Raw genomic sequence first — 23,759 nt, 5'->3', positions numbered from 1 at the left:
TCTATCCCGCCTTTTTACTCTTTCAATCGAATAATACGTTGATTGGAGCTTCCGCGAAATGGAAGTGTTAAATCTTTTTTCTCAATTTCAAACCTTCCATCGACTAAAACATCCCCATAATGTAACAACTCTATCATATCATTATTTTGAGAACTCTGTATCTCTTCTAACGTATAACCTGTATACATCCATAGGTTTTTTTTCAAATCTTTCACGATTTTTGCTACCTTTTTCACTTCAGCAGCTTGAAAAAATGGATCTCCACCTGAAAATGTTACATCAGTTAATGGATTACTTGCAATCTCTTTCACAATTTCTTCTACTGTCATTTCCGTTCCATTGCAAATATTCCACGATTTCGAATTATGGCAACCAACGCAACGATGCGGACAGCCCGCAAAAAACACGACTGTCCGCAATCCTTCTCCATCTACTACACTATCATGAATAATATTCATCACTTTCATTTATGTTTCACCCGATCTATCTCTTCACTACGTTTCGCACTATTCCACTTCGACATATCTCCTACAAGATAGCCTGTTATACGGCGAATTCTTTCTATATTAGCCTCATCTTTATTCCCGCAACTTGGACATTCATTCCCAATAACCCCGTGATAACTACAGCACTTACAACGGTCAACAGGATGATTAATTGAACCGTATCCAACGCCATGTTCTGCCATGGCTTGTACAATTTGTTTTAATGCCTTTTTGTTATGCATTGCTGCTCCATCTAGTTCAATATAAGTAATGTGTCCTCCATTACAGAGAGCATGGAACGGGCCTTCTAAACGGATTTTATTTATCGCTTGAATGTTATAATAAACTGGAATATGGAATGAATTCGTATAGTAATTATGGTTCGTTATACCATTAATTTCACCAAATTCTTCTCTATCTTTTTTCACAAACTTCCCTGATAATCCTTCTGCTGGAGTTGCAATTACTGAGAAATTCAGTTGATGTTCTTCTGTCGCTTTATCCATTCTATCTCTCATAAAGGAAATAATTTCATACCCAAGTTTCCATGATTCTCCATCTTCCCCATGATGCTTTCCTGTTAAAGCTACTAAACATTCCGCAAGACCGATAAAACCAATACTTAACGTCCCTTGTTTTAAAATCGAGGCTACGGAGTCTTCAGGCTGCAACGTTTCTCCACCACGCCATACACCTTGTGAATATAAAAACTGAAAATCTCTTGCTCGTTTCGTACATTGATACGCATATCTTTCTAATAGCTGCTTAATTCCTAAATCTAAATAATAGTTTAGCGCTTCAAAAAACGCTTCTTTTGAACCACTAATTAACGCTAATTTCACTAAATTAATAGACGTAAATGATAAATTCCCTCTACCAATCGCTGTTTCTTCTCCATGTATATTAGACATAACACGGGTACGACATCCCATGTAACATACTTCACTTTCTGGTCTTCCATCATAATGCACTGCATTAAACGGAGCATCTAAAAATGAAAAGTTAGGGAATAATCGTTCAGCCGTTGTCTCTAATGCTAATTCAAATAAATCGTAGTTTGGATCACTTTCTTCAAAATTCACACCTTTTTTCATCTTGAAAATTTGAATCGGAAAAATCGGTGTCTCTCCTTTACCAAGTCCAGCTTGTGTCGCTTTTAAAAGTTGTTTAATTAACATTCTTCCTTCTTTTGATGTATCTGTTCCGTAATTAATGGAAATAAACGGTACTTGTCCTCCACCCCTACTATGCATACTATTCGAATTATGAACGAAAGCCTCACACGCTTGATACGTATCATTTTCCGTTTCTTTCCATGCGAATTCTTCTATTTGTTCTTTCGTAAGCGGATATGATTGTAATCGTTTTTTATGTCTCTCAATTGTTTTTCGTACATAAGGTGCTAAATCAATATCAAAGAGTGCAAACGATTGACCACCATGCTGCATATTTTGATTCGCTTGAAAAATAATAGACGAAAGAGCCAATGCACTTTTAATGTCTTGCGGTTGTCTCATATGTCCATGTCCAGTATGAAAACCGTTAGCAAGCATTTGTGCTAACGGAATTTGTGAACAAGTCGTCGTTCCTGTTGCATAAAAATCTAAATCATGTGGATATAATATATTTTCATTTATCGCTTTTTTCACTTGATCTGACAATAAATTCTCAACAGCATAATATTTTGCACTCTCAGATGCGAACGTTCCCATTACGCCCATTGGAGAGCGGCCGTCTACATTTGCATTTTCTTGCATCAAATCTTGTTCATTGCCGTGGACTATTGTCTCAAACACTTTCATTAATTCTTCTTCTCCACGTGTATTATTTTGTAACATTTATAACCCTCCACCAATATGTTGTTATCTTTTGATTAAAATGTTACTACATATAGTCTTACTGTTTCTGTGAGAAATGTAACATTACTGTGAAATTTTTTTCACGAAATAATGAATTTTTCATTTACAAAAAAGAAATGTGCTCTTTACAAATGTATGGTACAATATACGGGAAAAACTCTTTTTACCCTTTATCAACACATTTGAATAAAGGAGACTGAACTTATGGTTACTACATATCTTTTATTTATCGTTGCCTACTTACTTGGCTCGATTCCATTTGCACTAGTTGTTGGAAAAATCGGCTACGGAATCGATATTCGTGAGCACGGGAGCGGTAATCTAGGCGGAACAAACACATTCCGCACATTAGGGAAAAAAGCAGGTTTTACCGTTACAATTGCTGACATTTTAAAAGGGACATTAGCAACAAGTCTACCAATGATTTTCGGATTAGATATTCATCCACTATGGTTCGGGTTAGCGGCTGTTCTTGGACATGTCTATCCAATCTTCGCGAAATTCCGCGGTGGTAAAGCAGTTGCAACTTCTGCTGGGGTGCTATTATGCTATTCACCAGTTGTTTTTGCAATATTGGCTGTTGTATTTTTCACCCTTTTATTTACAACAAGATACGTATCACTTTCTTCTATGGTAACAGCAGTTGTTGCTGTTATTGCATCCATTGTTAGCGGGGATAAAATCTTCATTATTGCGATGTGTTTATTAGCAGGTATGGTTATTTATAAACACCGTGCAAATATCGGACGAATTATAAATAAAACTGAACCAAAAGCAAACTTTTCAAAAAAGCAAAAATAAGATCGTAACCCACATAACGCAAAAAGAAAACGTGAAGCATATTAATAGCGTCTTTTTGCGTTATTTTTTATACTAAAGAAAAAGCAACATAATTTGGAGGAACTATACATGAATCTTTCCGTAACAAAAGAAGCAGCACAATGGTATAAAAATGAATTAAACTTACAATCAAATGAAACACTACGCTTTTTCGTACAATACGGTGGTTGCAGTACTGTGCAAAAAGGACTTTCTTTAGGGATTCGTAAAGATGATCCTGCACATCCTGCTGTTCAAATTCAAGAAGAAGGTATTAACTTCTTTATTGAAGGCGATGATGAATGGTTCTTCGATGGACATAATTTATCTGTTACACTTAACGAAGGTGACGACTTCCCACAATTTAATTATGAAAAATAAAAAAACGTGGCTTCTGCCACGCTTTTTTATTTTTTCTTAATTTCCTCATATTTCGCATACCACTCAGGATATAACTTTTTAAATGATACAGGGCGGAACCCTTCTTTTTTCGCACAAATATTCGTCGTACTTGCAGTAATACAAAGTTCACCATCACCATTATATATTTCATATCCATATACAACGCGAAGTGGGCTCACAGTATCTACCCATGTTTTTACGATTGCTTTTTCTCCGTAACGCATCGCTTTACGGTATGAAATTTGTAAATCTAACACAGGAGAAATAATTCCTTCTTTCTCCATTTCAACATATGAAAAACCTAAATCTTGTATAAGTTTCGTGCGACCTAACTCAAGCCACACTAAGTAGTTTGAATGGTAAACAACACCCATTTGATCTGTTTCCGCATAACGGATTTCAACTTCATGTTCTGCTACAAACATATGTATATTCGCCGTTGCCATAAACTTATAAAAATCTATAATTTTTGTTTATTTCCCTGTTCTACGTGTCCGATTTCACAGAAGCTACTTTCGTTTGATGTAACACTCCGAGGGCGTAAATTCGGATACAACGAATCCTACATATTAGCCGTAACTTTTTTAGATGTTAACTGGCTAATTCATACCGTGACAAATTGATAGCCGCATTTAAATCCCTATCCATTTCGTGACCACAAGTGCATTTGTATACACGGTCAGAAAGTTTTAGTTCTTTGTTAATGCTTCCACAACTGGAACACATTTTTGAAGAAGGATACCATGTATCAGCTTCTACAAATTCAATACCATATTTTTCACACTTGTATTGAATTTGTCTTTTGAACTCATATAAACACTGCTTCGCAATCGCTTTAGCTAGGTATCTATTCTTCATCAGACCTTTCATATGCAACGTCTCCATCACAATGCGAAATGGCTTGGTTTTCACAATTTCGCTCGTGGATTGATGAAGATGATTCTTTCTGATATTTGATAACCTTCTATGTAGTTGTCGTATCTCTTTCTCGATTTTTATAATGTTGCTTGTTTTGACAAAACGGTTTCCCTCCTTATTCATTTCATATTTACGAGAAACTTGACGTTGCAACCTACGAAGGCGTTTCTCTACCTGTCTTACCATTTTTGTTTTGTTGATATTGTTCTTCCTCTGCCCATCAGAACAATATGCTAATTCTTTGATTCCAATATCTATTCCTAACGAAACAGCCGTTAATTTCTCTTTTGTAAACTCCTGTTCAATACCGACAGACAAATACCAATACTTACCGTCAAAGCTAACGCGTGGATTAGAGTACTTAACCCCTACAGGTAACTTTTCGGATGTTTTTACCCTACCAACTTTCTCAATCAAAACTTGTTTTTCTTTTACTTTTAACTTGACATTATCATTGTAAAAAGAGAGTTTTGCTTTCCTTCTGCTTTTGAATCGTGGTTTATCAGCCAGTCCCTTGAAAAATCGCTTATATGCTTCACAAGCATCTTTAATCGCTTGTTTGGCTATATTATTTGAAACATCGTACAACCAAGCATATTCTTCAGACTGCTTTAATACAGTTAATTCTTTCCGTAAAAAAACGTCTGATATGAACTTTCCGCCATTCTTGTAATTCTCTTCTTGCTTCGCCAGTGTCCAATTATAAGCCCATCTTGCCGTACCAACAGATTTCCAAAGTTGCAATTCTTGTTCTTTATTCGGCTTGATTCTCACTTTCTTCGCAAGCATCATTTTCCAGCAACCCCTTAACCATCTTCTTAGCTTATTTTCCCTTGAAGATGGCAACTAGTTTGTTCTATCCTACCTGCCTTTTTTTGCAAAATCACCAATTGAATATACTTTCATATTTTTCATCCCATGAAACTACTTTACTCCGGCGACAATTTTTCATCTACAAATATTTTATCACTAATTATATATTTTTGTAGATATACACTAACTGTTTCTTCCCTTCTTTCACTTCTGCTACCTTGCATACATTTAATCATAATACAGTGACATCAAAAATAAAATAAAAATAGTGAATCTTTTCCCGAAAGGAGCAAGCATATGATTCAAATTGTAACGGTTCGTAGCGGTGATAGCGTATATAGCTTGGCATCAAAATATGGATCAACACCTGACGAAATAGTAAAAGACAATGGACTAAATCCCGCTGAAACGCTCGTTGTTGGTCAGGCACTTATTGTTAATACGAAAGGAAATAATTATTATGTACAGCCTGGTGACAGCCTCTATCGGATTTCTCAAACATATAATGTCCCCCTCGCTAGTTTAGCTAAAGTTAATAATTTATCTTTAAAATCTATTCTCCATGTCGGACAACAATTATATGTACCAAAAGGCACAAAACGAGCTGTAGAATCCATCGCTTATTTACAACCTTCCACTATACCGATTAAAGAGAGTTTAGTTAATGCTACACGTGCCATCAATCCATTTTTAACATATTTAGCTTATTTTAGTTTTGAGGCAAAAAGAGATGGCACATTAAAAGAACCTACTGAAACAGCTAAAATTGCTAATATTGCAACGCAAGGGCAAACAATCCCTATGCTCGTTATTACAAATATCGAAAATGGTAATTTCAGTGCCGATCTAACATCGGTTATTTTACGCGACGCAACGATTCAAAACAAATTTATTACTAACATTTTGCAAACAGCTGAAAAATATGGCATGCGAGACATTCATTTCGATTTCGAGAGTGTAGCACCCGAAGACCGCGAGGCGTATAATCGCTTTTTACGAAATGTAAAAACACGCTTACCTAGCGGGTACACATTAAGCACAACTCTCGTACCGAAAACAAGTTCAAATCAAAAGGGAAAATTTTTCGAAGCCCATGATTATAAAGCGCAAGGGCAAATTGTTGATTTCGTCGTCATTATGACATATGACTGGGGTTGGCAGGGCGGGCCACCAATGGCAATCTCTCCTATCGGTCCTGTAAAAGAAGTACTTCAATACGCAAAATCTCAAATGCCTCCCCAAAAAATTATGATGGGGCAAAACTTATACGGATTCGATTGGAAACTTCCGTTCAAACAAGGGAATCCACCAGCAAAAGCAGTTAGCTCTGTCGCAGCTGTTGCACTTGCTCGTAAATATAATGTTCCTATCCGCTATGATTTCACAGCTCAAGCTCCACATTTTAATTACTTTGACGAAAATGGCGTACAACATGAAGTTTGGTTTGAAGATGCGAGGTCTATTCAAAGTAAATTCAATTTAATGAAAGAGCAGGGCATTGGCGGTATTAGTTATTGGAAGATTGGCTTGCCATTTCCACAAAATTGGCGTTTACTTGTTGAAAACTTTACGATTACGAAAAAGGGCTGACAAAAGTCAGCCCTTTTTGTACATTTTGTTAAGATTCATCTTTGATTTCACTTTTTAATGAGTCAATACTTTCTAAACGTCTTTGATTTTTTGCTTCAATAGCAGCACGATCTTTTTCATTAGAAAGTTCCGCTGTTTCTTTTGCTTCATTAAAGTTATCAACTGTATTTTGCACCATTTCTTGTAACTTTTCAGCGTTGTCACTTCGATTATCTGGATTTGGCATGTACTTCCCTCCTAATATTGTATATACACACCATCTTAAATTACCTATCTTTCCTCAAATTTATACATAAAAAAGGAGAATGTAATATTCTCCTTTTCTTTAACCATTATCAACAATCGGTTGTTTACCTGTTTGATCTTGCATTTGCTTTCCTTTATTTCCACCAGCTTTTTTTGATTGTGTTCCAATATGATTCGGTGCAAAGTCTTTTGAATTTTTTTTCGGATTACCCATTACTATCGCCTCCTTAACACTAGTATCGTACTAGTGTTAAGAATTATTCAGCTTGCTTAAAAAGTTTCATTTCATAACGTTTTTCAATGCGCTCTTCAATGCGATCAATTGCCTCACGATCGCTTAATAATTGTTGTTTATTTTCATTTACAAGTTCTTCAAACGATTTACGGCGACTTCTTCTCATGTTGTTCACCCTCTCTCCTTCGCTTTCTTATTACATAGTATGAGCAAACAAAAAACTCTTTAATCAGATTTGTAAGAAAATTTTATGTTTTAGTACTCCTAAAAAAACTCCGTGTACAATATATTGCACACGGAGTTTTTTATACCATAATATTTAAATATTCTTTCAACTTTTCATCTGCATTCATTTCATTTTCTTTATAATCATGAAGCGCCTGTAATACAAAATCATACTGCTCTAAAATATAACTTTCTAATTTCATAACATCCTCTAAGCTATTAAGCATAATTCTCGTATTACCAACTTCACTTTTTAACGCCGGTTCACATTTTAAACTTGTACATATTTCTTTCACATCTTCTTCTAATATCTCTGTTAATACATATTTCTTTCGCCCTTTTACCTTTAATCTCATAACTGGATAAAAAGCTTTTATATCTAAATAACTTCCTACGTTCATACAACGTAGCCATTCTACATTACGTTTATTACATGCAAGTATTTCTTTCACCGCTTCATATACCGCAGTTTCATCAAGCATAGCCTTATTTACTTTTCGTTTCCCTTCTTCTTCAATAGCTGCACACTTTTGATAAACAGCAGCACACGTAATGCAATCGTCAAATGCATTATGAGAGCTTAAACGAATTCCAAGCATTCGTTTTAACGTTTCAAGTTTATGATTAGGCGCATGCTTCATGTATTTCTTTGCTAAAAATACAGTATCAATTACTTTATTTTTAGGTTCAGGCAACCCAAGCATATTTACATTACTTTTCAAAAAGCGCATATCAAAAGAAGCATTATGGGCCACAATAACATTTGTATGTAAAAATGCTAAAAATAAAGGTAACACTTCTTCAATCGTCGGTGCATCTGAAACGCGATAATTAGTAATACCTGTTAAACTCGTTATTCGGTCCGGAATTGGCCGCTCTGGATTCACGTATGAAACAAATTGATCTACTAATTCATGATTACGATATTTCACTGCTGCAACTTGAATAATTTTATCATTATAAGGGTTAAATCCTGTTGTTTCAAAATCAATTACAACATAATCTAACGGTAAGGATACATTCCCCACTCCATACACTCCTTTATCTCTAAACGGTTATATTTCTTACATCATATCATGAAGTGATTACTACTTGAAAAAGAAAAGGCAGAAATGGGAACTCTCCATCTCTACCTTTTCACCATTATTTTAATTTAGCAACTCTTTTCTCCATCTCTTTTTGTGTCATCGGCCCAATAAACTTATCTTGAATGACACCTTTTGTATCTATAAAATACGAAGTTGGAATCGTAATTACTTTATAAGCTGTTGTCACATCAATGTTCTTGTCCAATAAAATAGGAAAAGTAATTCCTTTTTCTTTAGCAAAATTGCTTACCTTCTCTTCCCCCCCACCTTTTTCTGAAGGCGTATAATTGACCGCTAAAATTTCTACGTTCTCTTTATGTTCTTTATAGAAAGCCTCCATATCAGGCATTTCTTGCTGACATGGTCCACACCACGTAGCCCAAAAGTTTAAAATTACTTTCTTTCCTTTTAAATCCGATAACTTTACATTTGTCCCATCTAACTTCGTTAATGTAAAGTCCGGTGCACTCTTCCCTATCTCAATACCATTCCTTGCGATAATCTCTTTCATCGCAGCTTCACTTTTTTCTTGCTTCACTTTTACCGCCTGCTCTTTATGACCAAACTGTTCATAAGCTGCATATCCCGCTAAACAAAGTAACACTACAATAATCGTAAGCTTCCGCCACATTTTATATCACCCTAACGTATTATCTTCTTTTAACACATTCATCACAATACTATATACCTTATTTTAGCTTATACGGACAAGCTTGGAAATATTCACATTCTAAATAATCAGAATTTTTATAACTAAGATGAAATATTTACCTTTTAATCATATAATTAGAAATACATAGAACATTTTACAATGAAAGGAGCTCTCATGAATTTATTTAAAAAAATACTTCTATATATTCTTAGTTTTATATTTTCCCCAATCGGAATTATCACATGGATTATCTCACTATTTAGTAAAGATCCTGAAAAAAAACAAGTTGGACATATTTGTCTCTATATCGCATTAATCTCATTTATCCTTTTGGCAGGCCTCGGCATTATTACTTTTTTCACGATGACTACCATTACTACTATAGAATAGCTATAGAAAGGATGATTGTTTTGGGAGAACACCCTATCACCAAAGAGCTACGCTATATACGAATATGCTTAGTTATTTTAGTAATCGTTCTTTTATTTTTCAACAGTGAAAAAGTCGTTGAAATTTCTACAAATCATGATTCCATAGAAAATGTTCCCACCAGTAATATGACACAAATCGCGGAAAATACATTCGCTATTCAAGAATATAATCCATTACTAAGTAGCGAACATACAATTAAGATTTTCAAATATAATCCAGATACAAATCAACTTACTCTCGTCAAAGAAGTTAATTCTAGTGATTCGAATTCTTATACTTATCAACTTAATGAGACCGAATAAAGTGAAACTTTAATCAGCCCTCACCAATCGGGCTGCCCGGCAAATAGCGGAATAAAGATAAGAGCATTACATATCTCTTATCTTTTTGTTTGCAACTCTTTGTACAATGAGTTGCAATTTAATAATTCTCTAGGATTCCCACATTCCACAATAGTCCCATTCTTTATGACAACAACACAATCTGCTATCATCGCTCTCTCTACATCATGTGTTGCCACAATTCTCGTTACATCTCTCCCTATCCCTTCAATCATATTCCAAACCAGTTCTTGATTGCCCGGATCTAACTCAGCCGTCGGTTCATCTAAAATAATAAGAGTTGGATTTGATACAATCGCGCGCAATAATGCAAGACGTTTTCTTTCGCCTCCCGAAAACTCTTCACCGCTTTTATGTAGCACAGTTTAACTCCCTTCAGGTAACCCTCTAATAATCGGCGTTGCATTTATAAGTTCACTATTTTTTTCTAACTGATTTTCTAAACCCTCTTCCCCGAAATACATATTCTCTGTTACCGTCGTTCGGAAAAAACGTGGTTCTTGCCACACTGTAGTCATACGAGCTTCATTACCATAAAAGCAATGCTACCGTTAGATGGTTTATACAAGCCCGTTATTAACTTTAAAAGCGTTGTTTTTCCTGCACCGCTTTCTCCCACAATCATAACGAGTTCACCAGGACGAATTTGCAAATCAATATTATGAATTCTGCATTTCTCTTCGTCATTCTCCTGAAATGAAACATTTGTTATCCTGATCCCCATCGCTCTTTCTACATTGCTATCTGCTGCTCGTTTATTTAAAAAGCAAAAAGCTCTATTTGCCGAAGCGACTGCAACTTGTGTCATTATTAATAAATCGCCCACATAACAGACAGGGAAAAAGAGCATCTCAATTGTCGCTAACACTGCAATGAGTGAACCAACTTCTATTTCTCCCCTCATTATTTTTTGTGCACCTATAATGAGAACAACAATATATGCTCCTGTTTCAATCACCGTTCCAACTACTCCAATGCAATGTTGCATCATCGTCTTCTTTACTTCTGATTTATACGATTGTGCCGTTACTTCTTTAAATAAGCGAATTGCCCATTTTTCTTTTTGTAAACTCCGCAAATCTTGTATCCCCTTTACAAACTGTGACACCATCTCTACAACACTTGAGTGATTTTTTTGAGAAACGCTTGCAATATCTCTTACCTTTTCTCCCATCAGTATTGGAACAATTGTACTTAAAAATAAAAACGGAGTTACCCACAATATAAACTGTATATCTATATGTTGTAGTGCTATGAAAGCTCCAATAAATTGGGCAATAGCGTGTATATATTCTATTAATATAGAGCCATATAATCTGACCCAGTTCGGAATATCAGACACGACCAAAGTTTCTAACTCTCCTTGCTTAATCTTCTCACTCTCTTCAAACGGTAATGAGAAATAGTGACGCAATAATTCTATACGTTTCGTTTGTAATATACGTTGACTCGCTTTTGAACTTATATAATCAAATAAAAGATTGTTCGCCCACATTAAAAAGTGACTACCCGCAAACAAAGCTATATATACATACGCACCTTTTAGCCCCTTTGAATAAGATTGTCTACAATTAATCCCATGAAAATTGGGCGGGATAAATTTAAAATGGCAGCAATTATCCCACTACATACAGCTGCTATTACTAATATTTTTTCTTTCTGTAACGGTAACAAAATTCTTTTATATTCTTTCATGACGTTTCCTCCATTTTTCGTAATAAAAAAGAAAGGGATGAAACCATATGGTTTCATCCCTTTCCATAAAATAAGGAAGCTAACTATTGTTAGCTTCCTTATTATTCATTTCAATTATTTAGTTCGACACTTTAGACTCTTCAATTTTCTCACGAAGAACCATTTGCAGAATACCACCGTGACGGTAGTAGTCAATTTCTACTTCACTATCGAAACGAGCTACTACTTCAAATTGTTTTTCATTGCCATCTGCATCAGTTGCAACTACTTTCACAAGATCGCGTGGTCTAACTGTTTTGTCGATTTGAATTTCAAATGACTCGTTACCAACAAGACCTAACGTTTCAGCACTTTCGCCATCTTTAAATTGAAGTGGTAGTACACCCATTAACACTAAGTTACTGCGGTGAATACGCTCAAAGCTTTCTGCAATTACTGCTTTAATACCTAGTAAGTTTGTTCCTTTCGCAGCCCAGTCACGAGAACTTCCCATACCGTAATCTTTACCAGCAACAACTAGAAGGCCTGTGCCATCTTCTTTATATTTCATAGCAGCATCATAGATAGACGTTACTTCACCTGTTGGCCAATATGTTGTATATCCGCCTTCTGTTCCTGGTGCGATTTGGTTTTTAATACGGATGTTCGCGAATGTACCACGCATCATAACTTCATGGTTACCACGACGAGAACCGTAAGAATTGAAGTCAACTGGTTGTACGCCGTTTTCTAATAAGTAGCGTCCAGCTGGTGTATGCTTACCGATTGAACCTGCTGGTGAAATGTGGTCTGTCGTTACAGAGTCACCAAATTTACCAACTACGCGTAGGCCTGATAATGTTTCAACTTCACCTGGCTCTTTAGATAATCCTTCAAAGAATGGTGGGTTTTGAATGTATGTTGAATCATTATCCCAAGTATATAACGCTTCATTTGAAGTTTGGATTTCATTCCAACGCTCATTGCTGTTAAATACTTGTGCATATTCTTTCTTGAACAGTTCAGATGTAACAACACTTTGAACTACATCTTCAATTTCTTTAGCTGATGGCCAAATATCGTTGAAGTAAACAGCATTGCCATTTGCATCTTTACCGATTTCATCATTTTTCAGGTCAATATCAACAGTACCTGCAAGTGCATATGCCACAACTAGTGGTGGTGATGCTAAGTAGTTTGCTTTTACAAGTGGGTGGATACGCCCTTCAAAGTTACGGTTACCAGATAAAACAGATGTTACTAGTAAGTCGTTTGCTGCGATTGCTTCTTCTAATTCTGGCGCTAATGGACCAGAGTTACCGATACAAGTCGTACAACCGTAACCAACTGTTTGGAAACCTAATTGATCTAAATATGTTGTTAAACCAGACTTATCTAAGTACTCAGTAACAACTTTAGATCCTGGTGCTAATGATGTTTTTACATACTCAGGTACTACAAGTCCTTTTTCAATTGCTTTCTTCGCAACTAGACCTGCTCCAATTAATACGTATGGGTTTGATGTATTTGTACAGCTTGTAATTGCAGCGATTGCAATTGCACCTGTTTTCATCGTTACTTCTTTATCTTCTAATGTAACCTTCACTTCTTTATCGAACTCTTGCTCATTAAATCCAAGTCCTTGTGTTCCAACTGGTGCTAAAACAGCTTTGTGGAACGCATCTTTCATATCTGAAAGTGGAATTAAATCTTGTGGGCGTTTCGGTCCAGAAAGGTTAGATTCGATTGTATTTAAATCAATTTCTACAAGATCAGTGTAGATTGGATCTTTACTGTCTGCTGTATAGAATAAACCGTTCGCTTTACAGTATTCTTCAACAACGCGAATTTGTTCTTCATCTCTACCTGTTAAACGTAAGTATTCTAATGAAATATCATCGATTGGGAAGAATCCACAAGTTGCGCCGTATTCTGGTGCCATATTTGAAATTGTTGCACGGTCAGCTAAAGGCATGCTCTTTAGTCCATTACCGAAGAACTCAACGAATTTACCAACTACACCTTTTTGACGTAATACTTGCGTTACTTTTAAGGCAACGTCAGTTGCTGTAGTACCACTTGGAAGTGTACCTGTTAATTTCACACCGATTACTTCAGGTACTGGGAAGTATGAAGGCTGTCCAAGCATTCCTGCTTCTGCTTCAATACCACCAACACCCCATCCAAGAACGCCGATACCATTAATCATTGTTGTATGTGAGTCTGTTCCAACTAATGAATCTGGGTATGCAACTAAGTCACCTTCAGCATTTTTCACAGCATGAACAACTGGTGCTAAATATTCAAGGTTTACTTGGTGTACAATACCTGTAGCTGGTGGAACTGCACGATAGTTATCAAATGATTTTTGTGCCCAGCTTAAAAATTTATAACGTTCTTCATTACGTTTAAACTCTAAGTCCATGTTGAATGCAAGCGCGTCTGCCGTACCCGCTCTATCAACCTGTACAGAGTGATCAATTACAAGGTCTACAGTAATTTCTGGATTGATTTTATCAGGATCTCCACCCATGTCTGCCATTGCTTTACGAAGCGAAGCCAAATCAACAACAGCTGGTACACCAGTGAAATCTTGTAAAATTACACGAGATGGTTTAAATGGAACATCGATATCTTGCACATCTTTCGTTCCCCATTTCGCTAAATTTGTAACATGCTCTTCTGTAATTACACGTCCGTCTACTTGACGAAGTACTGATTCAAGTAAAACTTTCACGGAATATGGTAATTGAGATACGTTGCCAACCCCTGCATTTTCAAGCGCTTTCAAATCATAATAATGATACGTTTTTCCATCTACTTCAAAAGTTGCACGTGATTGAAATGGATTATGTTTGACCATTATGTTTCCCCCCTGTTAAACGTGACTAAGTTGTCTGAATATAAAATGTAGACAAACTTTTCAATACCTTACGATAATATCTTATTACAACTTTCTAAATAAGTAAATAATAAGAAACTTATAGATTATCATAAGTTTTCTTTATGTTTCTAAATTTGAATAGTGTTCATGCTCCTTATGAATACTATTACCATAAAGTAAAGTGCTCTATTAGCGCTTTACTTATAGTTCATACACACTATGAACTGCTCATCATTCAACATACAAAAAATGTTATAGAGGTGAAATAAAATGGGTAAAAGAAAAGCAAATCATACTATTTCAGGAATGAATGCAGCATCCACACAAGGACAAGGTACTGGTTATAACGAAGAGTTTGCAAATGAAAACTTAACTCCTGCAGAAAGACAAAATAATAAGAAACGCAAAAAGAACCAGTAACGAAAAATCCCAAAAGGAACATTCACCTTTTGGGATTTTTTCTAATGTTTATAACGTAACAATTCTGAAACCGTTACAAATCGATAGCCTTGTTTTTTTAGCTCAGGTAAAATTTTTGCTAGTGCTGCTACCGTTTGACTACGATCATTTCCTCCATCATGTAACAATACAATATCGCCACTTTTAGCATTTTTCACTACATGATTTACGATAGATTCCACCCCTGGATTTGCCCAATCACGTGGGTCTTGATGCCACGACCATAGAACGGTTTGATAACCTGCTTCTTTTGCTGTTTTAAATACAGCATCGTTAATATATCCACCAGGAGGACGGAATAGCAACGGTTCTTTCACCCATTTTTCGAAAAATTTCTTTCCATCCAAAATATCTTTTTTTAATTTTTCATCTGATGAACTATTTGCATATAAATGATTCATCGTATGATTTCCAATCTCATGTCCCTCTTTTAACACTTGTTTCACTAAATATGGATTGCGCTGAACTCGAAATCCAATCATAAAAAATGTCGCTTCAGCCTTATATTGACGTAATAAATGTAAAACTTGTGGTGTATACGTTGGATCTGGTCCATCATCAAATGTAATGGCAATAATTTTTTCATTATTAGGTACTTCCCACGTTACATAGCCAGTTGGTTCTAGCTCTTTTCTGAGCAACATTTTCGCTTCCACTTTTTCAACTTGAAATATATGTACTGCGCATAATAAAGAAAAAACGAATAGAAAAATTTTCTGTGTTCGCATAATGTTCATTAAAGTAAGAGGTTGTCAAATACACAACAACCTAATTTACTTTTCTAATTGATCTACATTTCGCATTATATTTTGGAGATTATTTTCATATTGCTCAAGTTGTGGACGTTGTGTTTCTGAAGCTACCTCTAGTGCATTTTGAATTTGTTCATATGCTTCCTGAACCTCTTGGCGTAATTCTTTTAAATCATGACCGTAGTTTGGATCATTTTTCACAATGTTGTTAAATGCATTTTCTGCTTGTGTAACGCCTTGCTGCGCTGCTTGAAACGCTTGTTGTTTATCTTTATGATATGGCATTATATAATCCCCTTTCTGTAATAGTTAGTCCCAATTATCTTTACCTTTTTTTCTAAAAACATTCTCGTATAAATTTGCAAACTTCTCTCATTCTAAAAAGGAAGAGGAGGTGTCACATACAATGGGAAAAAACAATCGTGAAGCGAAAGAAAAAAAAGGACAACCTGAACCATTAAGCGGATCTCATAAAGTAAAAAACCGTAACCATTCACGCCAAAAACATCATGCGCATCATGATATGTAAAACAAAAAGTGCACACTAGCTATCTTTTCCACATACAATGTTTATATTTTCCCATTTATTCTTCACCCCTAATTCATTCATGCATAACATAGTATGAATTGAGATTTTACGGAGGGTGTCTTACATGGGCAAGAAAAAGAAGGATTGTCTTTTTCATGTTGATGGTTTCGAAGAATGGATGGATCAGTTTTGTTCTGACTCTTGTAGTAACTTTAGTTTCCCAAATCAAATTCATATTGACCTTTGCGAAACTGAACAAGAATACATTTTGGAAACAGATGTACCAAATGCCAATGAACAAAATGTAGTCATTAAAAAGATGGAGACAGGCCTAACCATTTGCATACTTCATAAAAACATTTCTTTGCAGCGAACTATCCCTTTACCCGCTAATGTTATTTATAAGAAGATGCTAGCCTGCTTAGAGAATGGTTTTTTGGCCATTCATATTTCCAAAAATGAAGTTGCTGATAAACATGAAAAGAAAGTTCTTTTTTCAAATTAAGAGTTAATATAATACAAACATAAGCCCCAGTTGGTACTGGGGCTTATGTTATTTCGCATGCATTTCTATATTAGAATTTCTATCATATCTTTTTTTCAATAAACCTTTTGTAACTAAAAGCACAGGAAATGCCACAGTTGAGAATATAGCTAATGCTGAAAATACTGCAAACCCATTTTGGTACCCGTAGTAATCGAGAAGTACTCCTCCAAACCACGGACCTATTACTGCTCCAATTCCCGAAAAGCCCATCGCACCGAAGTATGTTCCTTTTAGATACGCAACAGCAATATCATCAATAAATACATCCGTCATCGAAAACATTAAGACTTCTCCAATTGTAAAAATAATTGTACAAACGGCAGCACCTAGCATGGATTCTACTATTCCAAAGCCAAATAATCCCCCACTCACAAATAAAGCCCCCACCATAATGGATACTAACGGTGTATACTTTTTACAAATTTGAATAACAGGGTATTGAATTACGACTACAACAATCGCATTTAAAGCTAGCATATATGAAAATAATTTCACTCCATCCTGAAATATATGTGCATTTGCAAAATATTGAGATACTGTTGTCGTTAAATGAGAAAAACCACAATTACTCAAAATAATACCAACTAGTGCAACTAAAAATACGACATCCTTTCGCAAAATACGAATTGCCTTTAACATTGTGACAGGCTTTTCTGTATTTACTTTCTTTTTTTCAATCGGATACTTCTTAAATTGGAACGCTAATATAGCTGTATATAAAATGTATACTCCAGCTGCTACTAAAAACGGAATTGTTGATTTTGCGCTTCCAATCTGTAACCCGACAAGTGGGCCAATCGCTACTCCAACATTGATTGCACCGTAACGCAAATTATATACGAGTAAACGATACTCAGGTTTCGTTAAATCTGATAATAACGCTCTTGATGTTGGCTCAAAAAATGACCTACATAATCCATTCAAAGCATTTAATAAAAAGAAACTTAAAACATGATCTGCAAGTGAAAAACCAATGAATACAAAGACCCAAACGATCATGGACCATATTATAATCATATTTCGACCGAATCGATCTGATAAATTCCCTCCGATAAAACTAGCAAACACTCCAACAAGTGCACTCGTTCCGATAATAGCACCTGTCATTCCAGCTGATACACCTTTCACAGTCGTTAAATAAATTGCTAAAAAAGGAATACTCATTGACGTGGCGAACCTCGCAAATAAAGTCCCTATTATAATTGTCATTCCTAACGGATGAATATTTTGCAACTTCCCCTTCATCTTAAAAACCTACTCTCCCTGTTCTTACATAAAAAAAGAAAGCAAAGGATCTGCTTTCTTTTCCCTTTTTATACTTGCGCTGTTGATACCCGCGCTGTTCTCGTTATATCCATATCTATGCCATATGTAAACTGTAATTCTTTACAAACATCTTTAATTAATATTGCAACATTATACTTCTCATTAAATTGTAAAACGATGTTCTCCACTTCTTCATATGTATACTTATATTCGCCTGTAATGACACTTTTTAGATCAAAGCATTCGTTAATACAAAGTTGTACAAGTAGCTGGTCATATTTCTCTATTACATCTTCTTTCTTCCAAAGTAACTCTTTTACATATAACCGATCAAACTTCACACTTTCTCGATTACAATCCGTTAAAATCCGGGTCACTTCATTTAATTCTCGATACAATTCAGAAATATTTTTGCTTAAACTAAGCAGTTTATCTACGCCATTTTCATATAACATATTTATTCCACCCCCGCATTTTCTTCTTATTATAGCAAGAAAATTCTAAAAATAGTTTCTTTCTTCTGAAATATTAGGAAACTAATTTCAATTGCTTTACAATGAAACTAGTTAATGCGAGAGGAGAAAGAAAATTGGAGCACAAATTATATTACACTGACGCTTATAAGCAAGAATTTACTACTAAAATTATAAAGCAAGATTATGATAAAGACGGTAACTTATACGTTGTTTTAAACGAAACCGCATTTTATCCGACTGGTGGCGGACAACCACATGACACTGGAACTTTAAATGGTATTGCTGTACTTGATGTTGAAGAAGTCGACGAAGAAATCCGCCACTTCATTGAAGAACAATTACACACAGAAGACGTAGAAGGTAAAATCAATTGGGAGCGCCGGTTTGATCATATGCAGCAACATGCAGCTCAGCACATTTTATCTGCTGTTTTTTGGGACTATTTCAACATACCTACGATTGGATTCCATCTTGGAAAAGAAACGATAACAATTGATTTAGAAACAGAAAATCTGCATGCAGAAACGGTTGAAAAGGCAGTACAAATTGCCAATAAAATCGTTTTTGAAAACCACCCAATCCATATAGAGTGGATGAACTTAGAAGAAGCAAAAACATTACCTCTTCGTAAAGAACCAACTATGACAGAGAATATACGTGTTGTTATTATCGAAAATTACGACTACAATGGCTGTGGTGGAACCCATCCGAAATGCACTGGTGAAGTTGGTCCTATTCAAGTACTAGGATGGGAGCGCAATAAAGGTGGTATACGCTTAACCTTTATCGCTGGTTGGCGTACACTTAAATTAATGGGGCAACAGCAACAAATTATGAAAGATGTTTCCAAACAATTAAACAGTAGCGAAACTGATATCCCAGCAAAAGTAGCACAGCTTCTTACCTCTCAAAAGGAAAACGAAAAAACAATACAAACAATGAATGAAAAATTATTATTTGCAGAGGCAAATGAATTACTGCAACAGCCCACCGAAATACATGCTGGGTTACTTATTTCTAAAGCATTTACAGATCGTTCTATGCAAGAAATTGCAAAACTATCAGCTATCATTACAGAACAACAAGAGCATGCAATTACGTATTTCGTCATCGAAAATGATGACAAACTACAATGTATTCTCGCTTGCGGAAAAACAGTAACGCTCGATATGAATGCTCTTTTAAAAGATGCTCTTCCTGCAATTGAAGGAAAAGGTGGCGGAAATAAAAAGAGTGCACGCGGCGGCGGAAAAGCGGTGATGAACGGGGACGAGTTTTTAAATCAGCTTGTCTCTTCTTTACAGTCAGCAGTGTAAAACATGTTTATGAAGGATAGCTAACGGCTATCCTTCAACTATATTTACAGGCCTATATGTTGTTTCAACCCTTGATAACTTCCTGCATTTGCAAAACCGCCACTTATAAGATTGATAAAAGTTTCCGAAAAACCATAATAACTTAATTCGTTAATCGGTACCATTTGCACATCATGAATCGGATTATGATCGAACTCGTTAGAAGGTAGTGTAATTTCACCTTCAATCCTTTCAAGCAGAAACGTAATATGTAACAAAGATGGACTAGCATCTGGTTTATCACAAACATAGAGTAGCTTCTTAATTTTAACTTCTAATCCCGTTTCTTCTCTCATTTCTCGAATCATCGCTTCTTCTAACGTTTCACCATTCTCTACCCTTCCTCCAGGTAAAGACCAATCGCGATTAGCCACTTTTTGCTTTACTAGCAATACTTTTTCATCTTCAATTAAAATTCCCGTAACACGAACTTGCATTACATTTTCCATATGTAATCTCCTCTTCCTGTTATATTTACAAATTAATCCTTCCACAAAGAGAACATACGTTTTATAATTAAAGAAAATTATGGAAGAAAGAAGTTGTTATATTCATGCGTCCACCTTTAACAAAATCTATATCACTTGAAGATTTTCAAAACTATTATTGGTTAAAAGCAGAACTGCAAACATTTTGTCGCGAGCATGGTTTGCCAGCTAGTGGCTCTAAGACCGAAATAACCGAGCGTATCTCACATTATTTAACTACGGGGAAAGTCTTAAAAAACAGCTCTGTGCAAAAAGTGAGCAAAGCTCCCCTCTCTTATAAAGACCTTTCTCTTCAAACGATTATTACTAAAAATCACCGCTGTAGCGAAGATGTTCGTGCTTTTTTCAAAGAAAAAATCGGAACAAACTTCCGCTTTACAGTAGCTCTTCAAAAGTTTTTTAAAGAGAATGTTGGAAAAACATATGAAGACGCGATAACATTTTGGTATGAAGAAAACGAACGAAAAAAAGATCCTACTTATAAAACAACGATCAGCGCGCAATTTGAATACAATCGCTTTACTCGGGACTTTTTCGAAGATCCAAATAATAAAGGAAAAGCAAAAGCTGATGCGATTGCTGCTTGGAACGAAATGAAAGCGAAGCCTGGCAGCAATGTTTATGTTCCTCAAAAAGTAGAAAACTAGTTACCTCACTAGTCTTCTACTTTCTCAAATAATAGCGCAATCCCTATCCCGCCTCCAATTCCTAATGTAGCAATTCCATATTTCATAGACTCTCTTTGAGCCTGATAAAACAAACGTGTTACAAGCATAGCCCCAGATGCACCGTACGGATGACCGAGCGCAATTGCCCCACCATTTACATTTAATTTTTCATACGGAATTTGTAACTCTTTTGCGCAAGCAACAACTTTTGAGGCGAATGCTTCATTTATTTCAAAATAATCGATGTCCTCTACTTTTACATTCATTTCGTTTAATAATCTGTTCACCGCAAATATCGGACCAGTCCCTGGAAGATTGGGATCCACTCCCACTACAGTACTACGAACGAAACGAAGGACAGGTTTATAACCGAACTTTAGGGCTTGTCCCTCTTCCATTACAAGAACAGCACATGCCCCATCATTTACACCACATGAATTACCTGCCGTCACTGTTCCATTTTGTAAAAATGCGGGCTTTGTTCTTTTAATGATTCGTTCATAATTCATTTCTGGCTTTATAGATTCATCTAATAATCCATTAAAAGAAAATATTTCATCATGTATATATCCTTTTTCTAACGCTTGCAGTGTCCGTTTATAACTAAGACAAGCGTACTCGTCTTGCATTTCTCTCGTTATGTTATAACGCTCCGCAACATATTCAGCAGCTACTCCCATGTCAGGATCACCAATTGTTTCAGGTGAAAATCTTGCTCTTTTTTGAAAAGGTGACGTACTTGTACTCTCTACTCCTCCGGCGATATAGCAATTACCTGCCCCGCCTTGAATGAGATGACACGCAGTTCGAATTGCTTCTAAACCAGCACCACATTGCCGATCAATCGTTACACCAGGAATATGATAGCCAAGTCCTGCCTCTAAAGCAGATAATCTTGCAACATTCCCTCCTGGCCCAACAACATTTCCTAATATAACATCGTCTATCTCTCTCTTAATTCCTTTACTTAAAAACGTAAGAAGCGGCGTTGCTAATTGCTGAACTTCATACTCTTTTAATATCCCATCCTTCTTACCGATAGGTGTTCTTTTCGCCTCTACAATAACTGCCTTATTCATATGTTTTCTCCCGGTTTTCAATCATACTTTTTGCTTCCATACGAGCGATTTTCCCACTATTTGTATAAGGTATTCCATCTACAAAATGCCATTCTTTCGGTATTTTAAACGAGGATAATCGTTGTAAGCAAAAACTCTTTAATTGTTGTTTCGTAGCACTTCCTTTTACGATCGCGACGGGCTTTTCACCCCAGTAACTATCTTTCACACCAATTACAACTATTTCATCAACAGCTGGGTGTTCATGTAATACACTTTCTATTTCTTCTGGATAAATATTGATTCCTCCAAATAAAATCATATTCTTCTCTCTACCAACAATATATATAAAGCCTTCTTCATCTTCATAGCCTACATCTCGCACTGTCATCCAGCCATCTGCATTCAACTCCCGTGTTAAACCCCCATCTATTATGTATCCCATAAAAAACTGATCACTTTTCACATAAACAGTTCCTATCTCGCCTTTTTGTACTTCTTCGCCTGCTTCATTACATATTCGAACTTGCACATTGTGACAAGGTTTTCCTACTGAATTTGGCCTTCTTTCGCTTTCTGCATCGACTAGTGCTGTTACAAAACTTAACTCTGATGCACCATAAAATTCATATCTTTTCGCATAAGGAAATATATTCTTTATTTTTTCTTTCGCTTCAGCTTCCCATTTCGCTCCTGATGAAATAATTTTCATTTTATTTTCTATTAATCTATTTTCTTTATATAAAGATTCAAGCATTGTCGGAACTGTATACATAACCGATATATTTTCAGTTTCTAACTTATCTAATACTTGATTCGGAATGAACTTTCTCATAATGTGCACCGTTTGTCCTACATATAATGCACTTATTGCCCCGTATAAGAAAAGAGAATGAACGAGCGTCCCAGCTATTAAAATTGAATCCTCCATTTTCATATGAAAGTCATGTACATTACAATCAAAACTATGAATCCACGATTGCTGTGCACGTAAAAATGCTTTTGCTTTTCCAGTTGATCCTGATGTAAATCCCATATAAAAGGGAGCATTTCGTAAACTTTCTACAGTGGAATGTGTAGGAAGATATTTCTCCATCATTCTTTTCCACTCATCAATTTCAATTACTCTTCCTTCTTCATGCGGTAAATCATTTACCTTATATCGTTCTGTCACAATCATATCCGGATTACTGATTTCAATTCTTTCTCTGAACTCATCTTGTTTCCAATTTATATCTAACGGAACACAAACCCACCCGCCCATAGCGGCACCAGCAAATAGTTGTAAAAACTCTATATGATTTTCTAATAGGATTGCTATTGTTTTATTTTTTGATTCTGTTGCATGCAACCAGTTTGCTACTTTACAAACTGATTCGAACCACTCTTTATATGTTAAAACTCTATCATTTTCCTTTATCGCTATTTTATTTGGTTGTAAAGAGGCATGCTTTTTGTATTCTTTTGTAATACCCATATGAGACGTCCTTTCTTTACA

At 35.7% G+C, this 23,759-nt stretch carries 27 protein-coding genes and 1 pseudogene; 10 read left to right on the top strand and 18 right to left on the bottom strand.

Annotated elements, in window-relative coordinates:
• Positions 1-14 precede the first annotated feature (14 nt).
• Entirely contained in the window at positions 15-467 is a 453-nt protein-coding gene (gene nrdG / locus ACQGSG_RS07865) for an anaerobic ribonucleoside-triphosphate reductase activating protein (RefSeq protein ID WP_065703475.1), read from the bottom strand.
• Positions 464-2,323 (bottom strand): anaerobic ribonucleoside triphosphate reductase, encoded by a 1,860-nt coding sequence (locus tag ACQGSG_RS07860; RefSeq protein ID WP_000940073.1) that lies wholly within the window; start codon positions 2,321-2,323, stop codon positions 464-466. The genes nrdG and ACQGSG_RS07860 overlap by 4 nt, the downstream gene beginning before the upstream one ends.
• A 225-nt stretch (positions 2,324-2,548) precedes the next feature.
• Between ACQGSG_RS07860 and plsY the strand changes: the two genes are divergently transcribed.
• The gene (gene plsY, locus ACQGSG_RS07855; RefSeq protein WP_000258974.1) at positions 2,549-3,145 is read left to right on the top strand and encodes a glycerol-3-phosphate 1-O-acyltransferase PlsY; all 597 of its coding nucleotides are present in this window, start codon (positions 2,549-2,551) and stop codon (positions 3,143-3,145) included.
• Positions 3,146-3,253: 108 nt separating this feature from the next.
• On the top strand, positions 3,254-3,544 hold the full coding sequence (locus ACQGSG_RS07850) for a HesB/YadR/YfhF family protein (protein ID WP_001054453.1): 291 nt from the start codon (positions 3,254-3,256) through the stop codon (positions 3,542-3,544).
• Positions 3,545-3,570: 26 nt separating this feature from the next.
• Here the strand turns inward: ACQGSG_RS07850 and ACQGSG_RS07845 are convergent, their stop codons facing one another.
• Positions 3,571-3,990 (bottom strand): acyl-CoA thioesterase, encoded by a 420-nt coding sequence (locus ACQGSG_RS07845; protein WP_000495812.1) that lies wholly within the window; start codon positions 3,988-3,990, stop codon positions 3,571-3,573.
• Between the two features lie 166 nt (positions 3,991-4,156).
• Entirely contained in the window at positions 4,157-5,275 is a 1,119-nt protein-coding gene (locus ACQGSG_RS07840; RefSeq protein ID WP_325842480.1) for a transposase, read from the bottom strand.
• Between the two features lie 318 nt (positions 5,276-5,593).
• Here ACQGSG_RS07840 and ACQGSG_RS07835 point away from each other — a divergent pair, with 318 nt between their 5' ends.
• Positions 5,594-6,886 (top strand): glycosyl hydrolase family 18 protein, encoded by a 1,293-nt coding sequence (locus ACQGSG_RS07835; protein ID WP_000614862.1) that lies wholly within the window; start codon positions 5,594-5,596, stop codon positions 6,884-6,886.
• A gap of 28 nt (positions 6,887-6,914) precedes the next feature.
• On the opposite strand, the gene tlp is transcribed toward ACQGSG_RS07835, so the two are convergent.
• The 5 genes from tlp to ACQGSG_RS07810 form a co-directional block, all read right to left on the bottom strand.
• The gene (tlp, locus tag ACQGSG_RS07830) at positions 6,915-7,112 is read right to left on the bottom strand and encodes a small acid-soluble spore protein Tlp (RefSeq protein WP_001133511.1); all 198 of its coding nucleotides are present in this window, start codon (positions 7,110-7,112) and stop codon (positions 6,915-6,917) included.
• Between the two features lie 99 nt (positions 7,113-7,211).
• The gene (gene sspN / locus ACQGSG_RS07825) at positions 7,212-7,346 is read right to left on the bottom strand and encodes an acid-soluble spore protein SspN (protein WP_000527987.1); all 135 of its coding nucleotides are present in this window, start codon (positions 7,344-7,346) and stop codon (positions 7,212-7,214) included.
• Positions 7,347-7,389: 43 nt separating this feature from the next.
• Positions 7,390-7,533 carry an FbpB family small basic protein gene (locus tag ACQGSG_RS07820; protein WP_001254703.1) on the bottom strand — a complete coding sequence of 48 codons (144 nt, stop codon included), beginning with the start codon at positions 7,531-7,533 and terminating at the stop codon, positions 7,390-7,392.
• Between the two features lie 139 nt (positions 7,534-7,672).
• The gene (locus tag ACQGSG_RS07815; protein WP_000528755.1) at positions 7,673-8,620 is read right to left on the bottom strand and encodes a 3'-5' exonuclease; all 948 of its coding nucleotides are present in this window, start codon (positions 8,618-8,620) and stop codon (positions 7,673-7,675) included.
• Positions 8,621-8,735: 115 nt separating this feature from the next.
• Positions 8,736-9,311 carry a redoxin domain-containing protein gene (locus ACQGSG_RS07810; RefSeq protein WP_000269054.1) on the bottom strand — a complete coding sequence of 192 codons (576 nt, stop codon included), beginning with the start codon at positions 9,309-9,311 and terminating at the stop codon, positions 8,736-8,738.
• Positions 9,312-9,506: 195 nt separating this feature from the next.
• Between ACQGSG_RS07810 and ACQGSG_RS07805 the strand changes: the two genes are divergently transcribed.
• Together ACQGSG_RS07805 and ACQGSG_RS07800 are read left to right on the top strand one after the other, a co-directional pair.
• Complete coding sequence (locus ACQGSG_RS07805) at positions 9,507-9,722, top strand: hypothetical protein (protein WP_001048152.1); 216 nt, start codon at positions 9,507-9,509, stop codon at positions 9,720-9,722.
• A gap of 11 nt (positions 9,723-9,733) precedes the next feature.
• Complete coding sequence (locus tag ACQGSG_RS07800) at positions 9,734-10,066, top strand: YmzC family protein (protein WP_074595727.1); 333 nt, start codon at positions 9,734-9,736, stop codon at positions 10,064-10,066.
• A 77-nt stretch (positions 10,067-10,143) separates the two neighbouring features.
• Here ACQGSG_RS07800 and ACQGSG_RS07795 read toward each other — a convergent pair.
• Both ACQGSG_RS07795 and acnA read right to left on the bottom strand, forming a co-directional pair.
• A pseudogene (locus tag ACQGSG_RS07795) lies at positions 10,144-11,800 on the bottom strand (ABC transporter ATP-binding protein).
• A 118-nt stretch (positions 11,801-11,918) separates the two neighbouring features.
• Positions 11,919-14,642 (bottom strand): aconitate hydratase AcnA, encoded by a 2,724-nt coding sequence (acnA, locus tag ACQGSG_RS07790; protein ID WP_000238558.1) that lies wholly within the window; start codon positions 14,640-14,642, stop codon positions 11,919-11,921.
• A gap of 291 nt (positions 14,643-14,933) precedes the next feature.
• Between acnA and sspO the strand changes: the two genes are divergently transcribed.
• Positions 14,934-15,083 carry an acid-soluble spore protein SspO gene (sspO, locus tag ACQGSG_RS07785; RefSeq protein WP_426947168.1) on the top strand — a complete coding sequence of 50 codons (150 nt, stop codon included), beginning with the start codon at positions 14,934-14,936 and terminating at the stop codon, positions 15,081-15,083.
• A 41-nt stretch (positions 15,084-15,124) separates the two neighbouring features.
• On the opposite strand, the gene pdaB is transcribed toward sspO, so the two are convergent.
• Both pdaB and ACQGSG_RS07775 read right to left on the bottom strand, forming a co-directional pair.
• Positions 15,125-15,850: a polysaccharide deacetylase family sporulation protein PdaB gene (pdaB, locus tag ACQGSG_RS07780; protein ID WP_325842481.1), complete on the bottom strand. Its 726-nt coding sequence runs from the start codon at positions 15,848-15,850 to the stop codon at positions 15,125-15,127.
• 45 nt (positions 15,851-15,895) lie between these two features.
• Positions 15,896-16,159, bottom strand: a complete 264-nt coding sequence (locus ACQGSG_RS07775; RefSeq protein WP_001146295.1) for a hypothetical protein — start codon at positions 16,157-16,159, stop codon at positions 15,896-15,898.
• Positions 16,160-16,280: 121 nt separating this feature from the next.
• Between ACQGSG_RS07775 and ACQGSG_RS07770 the strand changes: the two genes are divergently transcribed.
• Both ACQGSG_RS07770 and ACQGSG_RS07765 read left to right on the top strand, forming a co-directional pair.
• Entirely contained in the window at positions 16,281-16,403 is a 123-nt protein-coding gene (locus ACQGSG_RS07770; RefSeq protein ID WP_000517649.1) for a small acid-soluble spore protein P, read from the top strand.
• Between the two features lie 124 nt (positions 16,404-16,527).
• Complete coding sequence (locus ACQGSG_RS07765) at positions 16,528-16,908, top strand: Hsp20/alpha crystallin family protein (RefSeq protein ID WP_000516731.1); 381 nt, start codon at positions 16,528-16,530, stop codon at positions 16,906-16,908.
• A 48-nt stretch (positions 16,909-16,956) separates the two neighbouring features.
• On the opposite strand, the gene ACQGSG_RS07760 is transcribed toward ACQGSG_RS07765, so the two are convergent.
• Both ACQGSG_RS07760 and ACQGSG_RS07755 read right to left on the bottom strand, forming a co-directional pair.
• Positions 16,957-18,195 (bottom strand): MDR family MFS transporter, encoded by a 1,239-nt coding sequence (locus ACQGSG_RS07760; protein WP_053512819.1) that lies wholly within the window; start codon positions 18,193-18,195, stop codon positions 16,957-16,959.
• A gap of 68 nt (positions 18,196-18,263) precedes the next feature.
• Positions 18,264-18,671, bottom strand: a complete 408-nt coding sequence (locus tag ACQGSG_RS07755) for a hypothetical protein (protein ID WP_142338743.1) — start codon at positions 18,669-18,671, stop codon at positions 18,264-18,266.
• 134 nt (positions 18,672-18,805) lie between these two features.
• On the opposite strand from ACQGSG_RS07755, the gene ACQGSG_RS07750 reads away from it, so the two are divergent.
• Positions 18,806-20,008, top strand: coding sequence for a DHHA1 domain-containing protein (locus tag ACQGSG_RS07750; RefSeq protein ID WP_325842482.1), 1,203 nt, complete (start codon positions 18,806-18,808; stop codon positions 20,006-20,008).
• 44 nt (positions 20,009-20,052) lie between these two features.
• On the opposite strand, the gene ACQGSG_RS07745 is transcribed toward ACQGSG_RS07750, so the two are convergent.
• Positions 20,053-20,496: an NUDIX hydrolase gene (locus ACQGSG_RS07745; RefSeq protein WP_000432562.1), complete on the bottom strand. Its 444-nt coding sequence runs from the start codon at positions 20,494-20,496 to the stop codon at positions 20,053-20,055.
• 104 nt (positions 20,497-20,600) lie between these two features.
• Between ACQGSG_RS07745 and ACQGSG_RS07740 the strand changes: the two genes are divergently transcribed.
• Complete coding sequence (locus ACQGSG_RS07740) at positions 20,601-21,182, top strand: DUF6434 domain-containing protein (RefSeq protein ID WP_061655807.1); 582 nt, start codon at positions 20,601-20,603, stop codon at positions 21,180-21,182.
• An 8-nt stretch (positions 21,183-21,190) separates the two neighbouring features.
• Here ACQGSG_RS07740 and ACQGSG_RS07735 read toward each other — a convergent pair whose 3' ends face one another.
• Both ACQGSG_RS07735 and ACQGSG_RS07730 read right to left on the bottom strand, forming a co-directional pair.
• On the bottom strand, positions 21,191-22,282 hold the full coding sequence (locus tag ACQGSG_RS07735; protein ID WP_058839937.1) for an acetyl-CoA C-acyltransferase: 1,092 nt from the start codon (positions 22,280-22,282) through the stop codon (positions 21,191-21,193).
• Complete coding sequence (locus ACQGSG_RS07730; RefSeq protein WP_061655809.1) at positions 22,275-23,738, bottom strand: acyl-CoA synthetase; 1,464 nt, start codon at positions 23,736-23,738, stop codon at positions 22,275-22,277. Before ACQGSG_RS07730 ends, ACQGSG_RS07735 begins: the two co-directional genes overlap by 8 nt.
• Between the last annotated feature and the right edge of the window lie 21 nt (positions 23,739-23,759).

The sequence above is a fragment of the Bacillus sp. GMa5/1 genome, assembly GCF_050172015.1.
GTDB classification, from domain to species: Bacteria; Bacillota; Bacilli; order Bacillales; family Bacillaceae_G; genus Bacillus_A; species Bacillus_A cereus.
This window is presented reverse-complemented; position numbering and strand designations above follow the sequence as displayed.

Excerpts from the sequence above, each read along its gene's own strand:
- plsY (WP_000258974.1), top strand. The coding sequence starts at position 2,549 with ATGGTTACTACATATCTTTTATTTATCGTTGCCTACTTACTTGGCTCG.
- ACQGSG_RS07850 (WP_001054453.1), top strand. The coding sequence starts at position 3,254 with ATGAATCTTTCCGTAACAAAAGAAGCAGCACAATGGTATAAAAATGAA.
- pdaB (WP_325842481.1), bottom strand. The coding sequence starts at position 15,850 with ATGCGAACACAGAAAATTTTTCTATTCGTTTTTTCTTTATTATGCGCA.
- ACQGSG_RS07770 (WP_000517649.1), top strand. The coding sequence starts at position 16,281 with ATGGGAAAAAACAATCGTGAAGCGAAAGAAAAAAAAGGACAACCTGAA.
- ACQGSG_RS07805 (WP_001048152.1), top strand. The coding sequence starts at position 9,507 with ATGAATTTATTTAAAAAAATACTTCTATATATTCTTAGTTTTATATTT.
- ACQGSG_RS07860 (WP_000940073.1), bottom strand. The coding sequence starts at position 2,323 with ATGTTACAAAATAATACACGTGGAGAAGAAGAATTAATGAAAGTGTTT.
- acnA (WP_000238558.1), bottom strand. The coding sequence starts at position 14,642 with ATGGTCAAACATAATCCATTTCAATCACGTGCAACTTTTGAAGTAGAT.
- ACQGSG_RS07820 (WP_001254703.1), bottom strand. The coding sequence starts at position 7,533 with ATGAGAAGAAGTCGCCGTAAATCGTTTGAAGAACTTGTAAATGAAAAT.
- sspO (WP_426947168.1), top strand. The coding sequence starts at position 14,934 with ATGGGTAAAAGAAAAGCAAATCATACTATTTCAGGAATGAATGCAGCA.
- tlp (WP_001133511.1), bottom strand. The coding sequence starts at position 7,112 with ATGCCAAATCCAGATAATCGAAGTGACAACGCTGAAAAGTTACAAGAA.
- ACQGSG_RS07740 (WP_061655807.1), top strand. The coding sequence starts at position 20,601 with ATGCGTCCACCTTTAACAAAATCTATATCACTTGAAGATTTTCAAAAC.
- ACQGSG_RS07835 (WP_000614862.1), top strand. The coding sequence starts at position 5,594 with ATGATTCAAATTGTAACGGTTCGTAGCGGTGATAGCGTATATAGCTTG.
- sspN (WP_000527987.1), bottom strand. The coding sequence starts at position 7,346 with ATGGGTAATCCGAAAAAAAATTCAAAAGACTTTGCACCGAATCATATT.
- ACQGSG_RS07810 (WP_000269054.1), bottom strand. The coding sequence starts at position 9,311 with ATGTGGCGGAAGCTTACGATTATTGTAGTGTTACTTTGTTTAGCGGGA.
- ACQGSG_RS07840 (WP_325842480.1), bottom strand. The coding sequence starts at position 5,275 with ATGATGCTTGCGAAGAAAGTGAGAATCAAGCCGAATAAAGAACAAGAA.
- ACQGSG_RS07775 (WP_001146295.1), bottom strand. The coding sequence starts at position 16,159 with ATGCCATATCATAAAGATAAACAACAAGCGTTTCAAGCAGCGCAGCAA.
- ACQGSG_RS07760 (WP_053512819.1), bottom strand. The coding sequence starts at position 18,195 with ATGAAGGGGAAGTTGCAAAATATTCATCCGTTAGGAATGACAATTATA.
- ACQGSG_RS07800 (WP_074595727.1), top strand. The coding sequence starts at position 9,734 with ATGATTGTTTTGGGAGAACACCCTATCACCAAAGAGCTACGCTATATA.
- ACQGSG_RS07755 (WP_142338743.1), bottom strand. The coding sequence starts at position 18,671 with ATGTTATATGAAAATGGCGTAGATAAACTGCTTAGTTTAAGCAAAAAT.
- nrdG (WP_065703475.1), bottom strand. The coding sequence starts at position 467 with ATGAAAGTGATGAATATTATTCATGATAGTGTAGTAGATGGAGAAGGA.
- ACQGSG_RS07745 (WP_000432562.1), bottom strand. The coding sequence starts at position 20,496 with ATGGAAAATGTAATGCAAGTTCGTGTTACGGGAATTTTAATTGAAGAT.
- ACQGSG_RS07730 (WP_061655809.1), bottom strand. The coding sequence starts at position 23,738 with ATGGGTATTACAAAAGAATACAAAAAGCATGCCTCTTTACAACCAAAT.
- ACQGSG_RS07845 (WP_000495812.1), bottom strand. The coding sequence starts at position 3,990 with ATGTTTGTAGCAGAACATGAAGTTGAAATCCGTTATGCGGAAACAGAT.
- ACQGSG_RS07735 (WP_058839937.1), bottom strand. The coding sequence starts at position 22,282 with ATGAATAAGGCAGTTATTGTAGAGGCGAAAAGAACACCTATCGGTAAG.
- ACQGSG_RS07765 (WP_000516731.1), top strand. The coding sequence starts at position 16,528 with ATGGGCAAGAAAAAGAAGGATTGTCTTTTTCATGTTGATGGTTTCGAA.